This is a genomic window from Thioalkalivibrio sp. ALE22 (assembly GCF_000381445.1).
Taxonomy (GTDB): domain Bacteria; phylum Pseudomonadota; class Gammaproteobacteria; order Ectothiorhodospirales; family Ectothiorhodospiraceae; genus Thioalkalivibrio.
Genome location: NZ_KB906504.1, coordinates 136,636 through 147,589, shown reverse-complemented (window position 1 = coordinate 147,589; position 10,954 = coordinate 136,636). Strand labels below are relative to the sequence as shown.

General features: G+C 69.6%; 7 protein-coding genes. 3 read left to right on the top strand and 4 right to left on the bottom strand.

Annotated features, from left to right (window positions below; translation table 11 throughout):
• Positions 1-582 precede the first annotated feature (582 nt).
• The 4 genes from cysZ to queF all read right to left on the bottom strand — a co-directional run bounded on the left by cysZ (position 583) and on the right by queF (position 3,445).
• Positions 583-1,323, bottom strand: a complete 741-nt coding sequence (cysZ, locus tag F793_RS0108035) for a sulfate transporter CysZ (protein WP_018875711.1) — start codon at positions 1,321-1,323, stop codon at positions 583-585.
• A 7-nt stretch (positions 1,324-1,330) separates the two neighbouring features.
• A complete protein-coding gene (locus tag F793_RS0108030; RefSeq protein ID WP_018875710.1) occupies positions 1,331-1,540 on the bottom strand; it encodes a DUF3185 family protein in 210 nt (69 codons plus the stop codon).
• Between the two features lie 175 nt (positions 1,541-1,715).
• Positions 1,716-3,011, bottom strand: coding sequence for an FGGY-family carbohydrate kinase (locus F793_RS0108025; protein ID WP_018882261.1), 1,296 nt, complete (start codon positions 3,009-3,011; stop codon positions 1,716-1,718).
• Positions 3,012-3,022: 11 nt separating this feature from the next.
• Positions 3,023-3,445: a preQ(1) synthase gene (gene queF, locus F793_RS0108020; RefSeq protein ID WP_018878344.1), complete on the bottom strand. Its 423-nt coding sequence runs from the start codon at positions 3,443-3,445 to the stop codon at positions 3,023-3,025.
• Positions 3,446-3,668: 223 nt separating this feature from the next.
• On the opposite strand from queF, the gene smc reads away from it, so the two are divergent.
• From smc to ligA, 3 genes are all read left to right on the top strand, one after another.
• Positions 3,669-7,163: a chromosome segregation protein SMC gene (gene smc / locus F793_RS0108015; protein ID WP_018882260.1), complete on the top strand. Its 3,495-nt coding sequence runs from the start codon at positions 3,669-3,671 to the stop codon at positions 7,161-7,163.
• A 437-nt stretch (positions 7,164-7,600) separates the two neighbouring features.
• Positions 7,601-8,818 carry a cell division protein ZipA gene (zipA, locus tag F793_RS0108010; RefSeq protein WP_018882259.1) on the top strand — a complete coding sequence of 406 codons (1,218 nt, stop codon included), beginning with the start codon at positions 7,601-7,603 and terminating at the stop codon, positions 8,816-8,818.
• Entirely contained in the window at positions 8,815-10,905 is a 2,091-nt protein-coding gene (ligA, locus tag F793_RS0108005; protein WP_018882258.1) for an NAD-dependent DNA ligase LigA, read from the top strand. The genes zipA and ligA overlap by 4 nt, the downstream gene beginning before the upstream one ends.
• The last annotated feature ends 49 nt before the right edge of the window (positions 10,906-10,954 follow it).

The window sequence follows — 10,954 nt, the reverse complement described above, 5'->3', positions numbered from 1 at the left end:
AATCGCACGTCCGCGTTGGTGCCCCCCAGTTGTTCGAGACAAACGTTCCGAGACAAGGCGCGTCGTGCAGCGGGTAGTGGTTCTACCCGCAAGCGGCGCAACGCAGGATCGGGGAACAGGGGGCACCAACCCCACAAGCCATTGAAAGCAGGGGCTCGGCCGCCCGTTGTTATCAAAAACGGGCGCGCGCACAGCGTTGCGGTTCCCTTGTGCAGAATGACTGCACGGCAGTCACCGCGCCTTGTTCGCACGCAAAAGCGACTCGAGCGCGAACGTGCGATTCAATCAGCGTCTCCTTAAGGGCGGAAGGGCGTTTTCACCACAGAGCACACAGAGGCCACGGAGAAATTCAAGGGCGGTTTACAGGAAGGTTTGAAGGTTGGAAGGGATGATGGGCTGGAGGGCCTGGGGCTCGCAGGGTTTCGGTGAGTCGCTTTGCCCCGGAAGGTCTGCATCCGAGATCGATGATTCCGGAGGAATGGACCCGGCCATCGTTATTCATTCCAGCGTCCTTCCCTACTTCCTGTAACCCGGCTTTTGCAGTTCTCTGTGCCCTCCGCGCTCTCTGTGGTGAAAAATGCCTTAGGCGTTGCCCCGGGGGTCGGGCAGGCGCACGCGCAGGTGGGTTGCGCCGATTACGGCGGCCGGGACCAGCAGCAGGTTCACCACCGGCACCATCGCCAGCAGCGTGGTGCCGGCCCCGAAGCTGAGCGTCTCCAGCCGGTGGGCGCGCAGGGTCTGGCGGACCGCCGCAAACTCCAGGCCGTCGTTCGCCAGCGGGGCTTCCATGAATTCGACGGCCAGGACCCAGCTGCCGAACAGGAACCACGCCAGTCCGGCCAGCAGGTTCAGCCCGGGGATCACCGTGATCACCAGGACCGGGATGAACAGCAGGGCGTAGTACCCGGTTTTGCGCAGCGCGGTGATGCTCGCGTGACCCATCTCGCCGAGAAACGAGCGCGCCGGCTGGCGCGGTTCGTGGCCCAGGCCGCGGGCGGTACGGTAGGCCAGCGGGCCGGAGAACGGGCTGGCGATGATCGCGGCCAGGGCTACTGCCGATACCGCAAAGGCCACCAGCAGCGCCAGGGCGAACAACGGCCATAGCAGCCAGGCCAGCCAGTCCCAGCCACTCGGGAGCCACGCGGCCAGCAGCGCCTCGAAGCCAAGTGCGGCCGCCGCCGCAAGCCCGATCACCACCACGATGTTGATGATCAGGGGCCCGATCACCAGGCCCCGCAGGCCCGGCTCGAATACGCGCGAAAGCCCGCGAAAGGGTGCCAGGAACGCGAACAGCGGGGTCAGGCGGAGCGAACGGGCCGGCACGGTGGGCTCAGCGGCGCACCCCGAAGATCGCCAGCACCAGCCCAACGACGGACATCACGCCGCCCGCGATCAGGTACCAGCGCGTCTCGTCCGTGTAGCGCCCCATGAATTCCTGGTGCAGCTCCTCGCCCAGGCTTTCGGTCGCGTTATAGCCCATCACCAGCAGAATGATCCCGCCCACCAGCAGGGCAATCCCGAGAACTCGCGTCCAGTGCATGTCGTATCCCTTTGTTGTGGTGTTCCCTTCGGAATGTAGCATCGATCACCACCATTAGGCCCTGCCCCCGGATTTCCTGTAGGAGGCCAGCCCTCTGGCCGATGGGATGCTGGTGATGCCCCCCATCGGCCAGAGGGCTGGCCTCCTACATGGGTCTTGTCGGCACAGGAGACGGTCAGTCCGTGAAGCCGGGTTCCAGGCCCACGCCGATGCGCGCGAGGCGGGCGGCTCCGCGCGCCGCGTCGTCATCCGCGGCCGGGGTGACCGGGCATTCGAGGATGCGGCTGCGGATGCGGGTCCATACGGGGTTTCGGGCGCCGCCGCCGAGCGAGACCACGTGCTCCACGCGCGGGGCGCCCAGTTCGGTCAGGCGGCGGTAGCCGTCGCGCTCGATGCGGGCGATCCCCTCGAACAGCCCTTGCAAGAAGCGCGCGTCGTCATCGGGGCGGGGGGCGAGACGCGGCTCCAGTTCGGGATCGTTGACCGGGAAGCGCTCGCCGGTTCGGGGCAGGGGCCGGTAGTCCAGCCCGCTGTCGTTCTCCGAGTCGATGGTGTCGCTCAGTCGCTCCAGCGCCGCGTCGTCGAAGTACTGGCGCAGTACGGCGCCGCCACTGTTGGAGGCGCCACCGACCAGCCAGCGTCCCAGCAAGCGGTGGCTGTAGATGCCCAGTTCCGGGGCGTAGATCGGCTCCGGTGCCAGCTGCTTGAGTACCAGCGTCGAGCCCAGGCTGGTGACCCCGGTGGTGTCATCGGCGACGCCGGAGGCGAGGAATCCGGCGATGCTGTCGGTGGTGCCGGCCACCACCCGGCAGGCCGGGTTCAGGTGCAGTGCCTCCGCCACCTGCGGGTCCACTGGGCCCAGCACGGTGCCGGCGGGGACCACCTCCGGCAGCAGGGTGGCGTCGGTCCCGAGGGTTTCCTGCAGCCAGTTCGGCCAGCCCCCCCAAAGGGCGTCGTAGCCCAGTTTCAGGGCGTTGTTTTCGTCCATGTGGTCGAAGCGCCCGCGCAGGCGCCCGGCGATCCAGTCGGCCTGGTGCAGGACGCGGCGCACGCCCGAGAGCCCCTCGTGGCGACGCAGCCACAGCAGTTTCGCGGCCGAGGAACTGGGGCTGTGCACGGCGGAAGCGGCCGGGGCCACCCCGGCCAGGACGGGCAGCATGTCGGTGGCCCGGGCATCGTTGTACATCAATGCCGGGTGGGTCGGGCGTCCATCGGCGTCCAGGCGCAGCAGGGTGGCCGAGGTCCCGTCCACCGCGATTGCCGCCGGCTCGCCGTCCAGATGCGTAGCGGCCTCGCGCAGGAGCTCGCGTACATGGGACCACCAAAGGGCCGGGTTCTGCTCCGCGCGCTGCTCATCGCCACCGACCGAGGCCGGCAGCGCCCGCTGCGCGGCATGGATGCGCTCGCCCGCCGGGTCCAGCAGCACGAGCCGGATCCCGGAGGTGCCGAGGTCGATGCCGATGGCGTGCATCGCGCGCGAGCTCAGCCGTTCATGTCGAGCGGGCTGCGCGTGGGCGAGGGCAGTTGCACCGGCTCCGGCGGGGTCCAGCCGGGCTTGCGGTGTTCCGCCACCACGGTGGTATAGACGCCACCGCGCACGTTGAAGTACGAGGTCAGGCGCATGTAGCGCGGGTCGGTCGCCGCCACCAGATCGGCCAGGATGCGGTTGGTCACGGCCTCGTGGAAGGCCCCCTCATCCCGGTAGGACCACATGTAGTTCTTCAGCGACTTCAGCTCCACACATTTCTGGTCCGCCACATACTGGATGTGCAGCTCGGCGAAGTCCGGTTGTCCGGTCGCGGGGCACAGGCAGGTGAATTCCGGTACGCGGATATAGATCGCAAAGTCGTTCTCCGGCGCCGGATTGTCGAAGGTCTCCAGGGTCTTGCTCGGCTGGCTGGGCATCTACGTCTCTCGTCGTTGAATGGGTGGCCCCTGCGTGTGACAGCCCCCTGTGGGAGCCTGCTCGCAGGCGAAGCCCCTGCCAAAGCCGGGCACGTGCAGGGCTTCGCCTGCAAGCAGGCTCCTACAGCGGGACAGGTGCCAGGTGCTCGGGGGCGGGTCACTCTGAGGGTGTAAGCGTGTACCATTCTAACCCCGAGTTCCCTGACCGCGGATAGCGCCGAACGTGCGACTCGCCCGAATCAAGCTGGCCGGCTTCAAGTCGTTCGTGGACCCGACCACCCTCGTCCTGCCCGGTAATCGGGTGGGCGTGGTCGGGCCGAACGGCTGTGGCAAGTCCAACACCATCGACGCCGTGCGCTGGGTGATGGGCGAGTCCTCGGCCAAGCACCTGCGCGGGGACTCCAGCGAGGACGTGATCTTCAACGGCTCCTCCAGCCGCAAGCCGGTGGGGCAGGCCTCCATCGAGCTCGTCTTCGACAACTCCGACGGCCGCCTGGGCGGCGAGTACAGCGGCTATGGCGAGATCGCCGTCAAACGCGCGCTGACCCGCGACGGCCAGTCCAAGTACTTCCTCAACGGCCAGCGTGCGCGCAAGCGCGACGTGGTAGACCTGTTCCTCGGCACGGGCCTGGGGCCGCGCAGCTACGCCATCATCGAGCAGGGCATGATCGCGCGCCTGATCGAGGCGCGGCCGGAGGAGCTGCGCGTGTACCTGGAGGAGGCGGCCGGCATCTCCAAGTACAAGGAGCGCCGGCGCGAGACCGAGAACCGCGTACGCCACACCCGCGAGAACCTCGAGCGCCTGGACGACGTGCGCGACGAGGTGGCCAAGCAGGCCGAGCGCCTGAATCGCCAGGCCGCCACCGCCGAGCGCTACCAGGCCCTGGCGGCCGAACGCCGGCAAAAGCGCGCCGAGGCCATCCTCCTGCGCCTGCAGGCACAGGAACACGAGATGGAGGCCAGCCGCACCCGGCTCAACGATGCGGAGACCGCGCTGGCCCAGGCGCAGGCCGAGGCCCAGAAGGCGCAGACCGGCACCGAACAGGCGCGTCAGGAGCGCCTCGAGCTGGAGGCCGCCACCACCCAGGCGCAGAGTGCCTACTACGATTGCGCCGCCGAGGTCTCGCGGCTGGAGCAGTCCATTCGCCATGCCGAGGACGAACTGGCGCGCGAACAGGCCGAGCTGCGCCAGCTGGACAGCCGCATCGAGGCCGCCGCCGGCGAGCATCAGGCGGTGGAGGCGCGCATCGCTCAGGCCGAGCAGGAGAGCGCGCAACGCCAGCAGGCCACTGCCAGCGCCGAGGCCGAGCGCGAGCGTCTGGAGGCGGCCGCGGAAGAGGCCGAGACCGAATACCAAGCCGCGCGCGAGGCCCTCACCGAATGGGAACGCTCGCTGGCGGAGCCGCGCCAGAACGCGCAGCTCGCGCGTTCGCGCATGGACAACGCCGAGCACCTGCTCAAGCGGGTCGCCCAGCGGCGGGAACGCCTTGAGGCCGAGCGCGCGGCCCTGCCACAAACCCACCCGGGTACCGAGGCCGATCGCCTGGATACGGAACTGGGCGGCCTGCGCGAGCGGCTGCAGGCCCTGCAGGGCGATCGCGAACAGCAGCAGAGTGCGCTGACCGAACTGGAACAGGCCCAGCGCGAGGAGCAGGACCGCCTGCACGCCACCGAACGCGAGGCGCGCGAGGTCGCCGGGCGTCTGGCGGGGCTGGAGCACTTTGCCGGCGAGGACGACCCGCAGGAGACCCGCGCCCGGCGCGACGCCTGGGCGCGCGAACACGGGCTGGATCTGTCGCGCCCGCTGGTGCGGCAGCTGGAGGTGGCCGAGGGCTGGGACACCGCCGTGGAGATGGTCCTGGGGGCCTGGCTGGAGGCCGCCGTGACCGACACCCCGGAAGCCGCGCCGGACCTGCCCGACGCCATGCTGCGCCTGGTCGGTACCGACGTGCCGCAGGGCGCGCAGGCGCCGGCCGGCAGCCTGGCCGCCCGCGTGCAGGGCTCGCCGGTGGTCACCGCCTGGCTGGCCGCGGTGCACTGCGCGGACGATCTCGCAACCGCCCGCGCCCGGGTGGCGACGCTGGGTCCGGGCGAGAGCGTGATCACCCCGGATGGAACCTGGCTGGGGCCGGGCTGGGTCGCGCATCGCACGCTGGAGGGCGGGGCCAGCGGCGCGGTCGCGCGGGTGCGTCTGGCGCGCGAGCTGCAGGAGCGTCAGGAGGAGCTCGCGACAGATATGAACCGCCTGCAAGCCGCGCTGGAAGAGCGCAACGAGACCCTCGCGGCCACCCGCGCCCGGCGCGAGGCGCTGGACGGGCAGATCCGCGAGCAGCAGGCCCAGATCGACGACCGCGAGCGCCGCGTGCAGCGCCTGCGTGACCAGGCCCGGCAGCTCGAGCAGCAGCAGGAACGCATCGACCGCGAGGCCGGCGAGCTGGACGAGGAGGCCGCGCGTGCCCGCGAGCAGTTCGCGACCGCGGAGGCCGAGCGCAACGAGGCGCTGGCGCGCATCGAGACCCTGGAGGCCGACCGCGCGGCGCTGGAGGCACGCGTCGAGGCGGCCCGCGCCGCGCAGTCCGAGGCCCGGGATGCGCTGCGCGCGGCACGCGACGCGGCCAACCAGGCGCGCATGTCCGAACAGGAGGCGCGCCACCGCCTGGAGCGCGAACACAACGAGCGCGAACGCCTGGAGCGCCAGCGCGAGGACGATGCCCAGCGCCGCGAGCGCCTCGCACAGGGGCTGCACGAGCGCCAGGGCCCGCTGGAGCAGTGGCGCGCGGACCTGCAGACCGCCGCGGAACAACGCCAGGAGGCCGAGGCACGCCTGACCCGGGCGCGCGCCGACCTGGAGGCCTGCGACGCGCGGCTGCGCGAACTGGCCGGTGCCAGCACCGAGCTGGGCAATCGCGTGGAGGCGCAGCGCTCGACCTGCGAGGAGCTGCGCCTGGACCTGCGCGAGCGCTCGGTACAGATCGAGCAACTGAAGACCCAGTTCCAGGAATCCGGCTTTGCCGCCGAGGCCCTTGCGCCCGAGCTACCGGAGGACGCCACGGTCCCGGCCTGGGAGCAGGCGATCGGCGAACTGGACCGCAAGATCGAAAAGCTGGGGCCAATCAACCTCGCGGCCATCGACGAGGCACGCAGCCTGGAGGAACGCTCGCGCTACCTGGAAGAACAGCACGCCGACCTGATCGAGGCACTGGAGACCCTGGAGGCGGCGATGCACCGCATCGACCGCGAGACGCGCGCGCTGTTCAAGCAGACTTTCGATCAGGTCAACGCCGGGCTGGGGCACAAGTTCCAGCGCCTGTTCGGCGGTGGCGAGGCGCGCCTGGAGATGACCGGCGACGACCTGCTGGATACCGGTGTCACCATCATGGCGCGCCCGCCCGGCAAGCGTCTCTCGACCATCCACCTGATGTCCGGGGGCGAGAAGGCGCTCACGGCCTCGGCACTGGTGTTCGCGATCTTCGAGCTGAACCCGGCGCCGTTCTGCATGCTGGACGAGGTGGACGCGCCGCTGGACGAAGCCAATGTGGGTCGCTTCTGCGACCTGCTGCGCGAGATGTCGGAGCAGATCCAGTTCATCTTCATCACGCACAACAAGGCGACCATGGCCATGGCCGAGCAGCTCATTGGCGTTACCATGCACGAACCAGGGGTCTCGCGCCTGGTGAGCGTGGATATCGACGAGGCCGTGGAGCTGGCGGAGGCCTGAGCGTACCCCCTCGTCATTGCGAGGCCCTAGGGAAACACTGATTAATGTACAGATTCGCGTTGGTACCCCAGGTTTTCCGAGACAAGGCGCGGTGCGCAGCCGGTAGCGGTTCTACCGGCCCGTTTTTGACTGAGTCGGGCCGCAACGCAGGATCGGGGAACCTGGGGTACCGACCCCACAATTTAATGAAAGAAGGGGCTCGGCCTCTTTTGCGCGCGCACGGCGTTGCGGTTCCCTTGTGCAGAATGACTGCACGGCGGTCACCGCGCCTTGTTCGCACGCAAAAGCGACTCGAGCGCGAGCGTGTACATTAATCAGTGTTTCCCTGGGGGCCGCGGCAATCTCCAGGGGATGGCACAACGGGTTCCATCGGAACCCCGGCGCCCGGCAAAACCACGGCACAAAACCGCAATTAAACGAGGTACCGCGTGGATTGGATGCGCATCAGTCTGGTCATACTGGGGATTGTCCTGATCGCGGGGATCTGGCTCGCCCATCGCCTGCGCACGCGTTCGGTTTCGCGCGACATGGAGGACGATGCCGCGGACTGGGGCGACGAGGCCGTGCACATCCGCGCCGGCGAGCAGCCGGGCGAGAAGCGCTGGTACGAGCCGGTGGACCCCAATGCTTCCCCCGAGCCGGAGGCCGGCTGGGGCGACCCGTTGGATACCGGCCGCAGTGCCGGCACGGGCGGGGCGCGTGAACCCGGGTTCGACGAGCCGCGCATTCCCGCCGCGGCCCGCGAGGAACGCCACGAACCGCATCTGGGTGTGACCGCCAGCGACGACGAGCCGGATCTGGAGCCCGACTACGGTCGCCGGGGCGAACGCGCCCAGGACATTTACGGCGTCCTGGACAACGATGACGAGCCCACACCGCCCCCGCCGCACGGCGCCTTCGAGCCGTCACCGGAGGATCGCCCGGTTCGGGCGCGGCGCCAGGGTTCGGCGAACGCTTCGGTGGACCGCGTGCGGGCGGTGCTTGGCGACGTGGGTGCCCGCCTGCGTGCCGGCCTGGACCGGGTGCGCCCGGAGCGGTTCAAGCCGCCGCGCGCCGACGACACCCTCGGCGAGCAACTGCACCCGGATCACGAGGTAGACCCGGATCTGGTCGAGAAGCCGGCCCCGGACATGGAGACGCTGGGCGAGTATGTCTCGGAGCCGCGTGTTGTTGGTCGCAATCCGAAGGCCGAGCGCCGCGCGACGGACGAGAAGATCCTGCTGCTGCACGTGGTGGCCCCGCGCAACAAGCCCTTTACCGGCGTGGCCCTGGGCGCGGCGATGCAGCGCGCCGGCATGACCCCCGGCGAGATGGACATCTACCACTTCCATGAGCCGGAAACGGATAATCGTGTCCCGCTGTTCTCCGCGGCCAACATGGTCCCGCCCGGCACTCTGCGCGAGGAAGACCTGGCCGACATGATGACGCCCGGTGTCACGCTGTTTACCCAGGTACACCGCAGCGCCGAGCCGCAGAGGGCCTTCGAGGCGCTGCTGGAGCACGCCCACGTGCTGGCACGCGATCTGGGGGGCAGCATTCTGGATGCGCAGCAATCCACCGCGACCAACCAGACGCTGGCCTACATGCGCGAGGATCTGAACGACTGGCTGCGCCGCCACCGGCCGGACGTGCTGCGCCGGCGGAGTACGCGGTGAGCCGGTCGGGTTCGCCTGCCTCGCAGGCTGGCTCGACGGATTCTCCGAAGACGCGCATCGACGCGCTGCGCCGGCAGATCGAGCATCACAACTACCGCTACTACGTCCTCGATGACCCCGAGGTATCGGACGCCGAGTTCGATGCCCTGATGCGCGAGCTGGAGCAGCTGGAGGCCGAGCACCCGGCGCTCGTCACCCCCGATTCGCCCACTCAGCGCGTCGGCGCCACCCCCGCCGAGGGCTTTGCCACGGTGCGCCACCGTCTGCCGATGCTGTCACTGGCCAATGGTTTCGAGGCGGACGAGATCCGCGACTTCGACCGCCGCGTGCGCGAACGCCTGGCGAAGCAGACCGGCGACCCGGCACGCCTCGAGGCCGCCGTCACCTATATGGCCGAGCCCAAGCTGGACGGGCTCGCCATCAGCCTGATCTACGAGAACGGTCGCCTGGTCCAGGCCGCCACCCGCGGGGACGGCGAGACCGGCGAGGATGTGACCGCCAACGTGCGCACCGTGCGTCCGATCCCGCTGCACCTGGGCGACCGCTTTACCGACGACGCGCCGGGCGTGCTGGAGGTGCGCGGCGAGGTGTTCATGCGCCGCGCCGACTTCGAGCGCCTGAACGCCGGCCTGGAGGCCGACGGCCAGCGCGGATTCATGAACCCGCGTAACGCCGCCGCCGGCAGCCTGCGCCAGCTGGACCCGCAGGTGACCGCGCGCCGGCCGCTCAGCTTTTTCGCCTACTCCGTGGGCTTCGTGGAAGGCGGCACCCTGCCGGACACCCAGTCCGGCACGCTGGACTGGTTGCGGGAGCTCGGCTTCCCGGCCTGCCCGGAGCGGGAGGTGCTGGAGGGTGTAGAGGCCTGTCTCGACTACTACGAACGGCTCGCCGCCCGGCGCGCGGGGCTGGACTACGAGATTGACGGCATCGTGTACAAGGTGGATGCCCTGGCCGACCAGCAGGCGCTGGGCTTCGTCTCGCGCGCGCCGCGCTGGGCCATCGCCCACAAGTTCCCGGCGGAGGAACGCACCACCACGCTGCGCAATGTCGAGTTCCGTGTCGGCCGCACCGGCGCGCTGACGCCGGTGGCGCGCCTGGAGCCGGTGCTGGTGGGCGGCGTGATGGTCAGCAACGCCACCCTGCACAACATGGACGAGATCGCGCGCAAGGATGTGCGCATCGGCGACCGCGTGATCGTGCGCCGCGCCGGCGACGTGATCCCCGAGGTGGTCGGCCGTGCCGGCGGCGAACGCCCCGCGGACACCCGCGCGATCGAGATGCCCGTGAGCTGCCCCGAGTGCGACTCGCACATCGAACGCCCGGAGGGCGAGGCCGTGGCCCGCTGCACCGGCGGGCTGGTCTGCCCCGCACAGCGGCGCGAGGCGCTGAAGCACTTCGTCTCGCGCCGCGCGATGGACATCGAAGGCTTCGGCGAAAAGATCATCGAGCAACTGGCCGACGGCGGCATCGTGCAAAGCCCGGCGGATCTGTTCGCGCTGGACGCCGAGCGCCTGGAGGCTCTGGAGCGGGTCGGCCCCAAGCTTGCCGAGAACCTCGTCAACGCCCTGGAACAGGCGCGCGAGACGACCCTGGCGCGGTTCATCTTCGCCCTCGGCATCCGCGAGGTGGGCGAGGTCACCGCCCGCAACCTGGCCACGTACTACGGCAATCTCGACGCACTGATGCAGGCCGATGCCGAGGCCCTGCAGGAGGTCCCCGACGTCGGCCCCATCGTCGCCGAACACATCGCCAATTTCTTCGCGGAGCCGCACAACCGCGACGTGATCCAGGCCCTGCGCGACGCCGGCGTCCACTGGCCCGATCCGCCCCGGCCACAAGCGGCAGAGTCGGGCGACTCGGCCCCGCTGGCCGGCAACACCTACGTCCTCACCGGCAGCTTCGACACCATGACCCGCGACGAAGCCAAGGCCGCCCTCGAGGCCCGCGGCGCCAAGGTCACCGGCTCCGTCTCCAAAAAGACCACCGCCGTCATCGCCGGCGCCGACCCCGGCTCCAAGGTCACCAAGGCCGAATCTCTTGAAATCCCCATCCTCGGCCCCGACGACCTCGCCCAGCTCCTCGCCTGATCAGCCCACCTGTAGGATTGGGCTGGAGGAAGTAGTCTGGTCGGAGTGG

Bases quoted from the DNA above. Each gene is read 5' to 3' on its own strand.
- F793_RS0108030 (WP_018875710.1), bottom strand. From the start codon at position 1,540: ATGCACTGGACGCGAGTTCTCGGGATTGCCCTGCTGGTGGGCGGGATC.
- F793_RS0108025 (WP_018882261.1), bottom strand. From the start codon at position 3,011: ATGCACGCCATCGGCATCGACCTCGGCACCTCCGGGATCCGGCTCGTG.
- queF (WP_018878344.1), bottom strand. From the start codon at position 3,445: ATGCCCAGCCAGCCGAGCAAGACCCTGGAGACCTTCGACAATCCGGCG.
- zipA (WP_018882259.1), top strand. From the start codon at position 7,601: ATGCGCATCAGTCTGGTCATACTGGGGATTGTCCTGATCGCGGGGATC.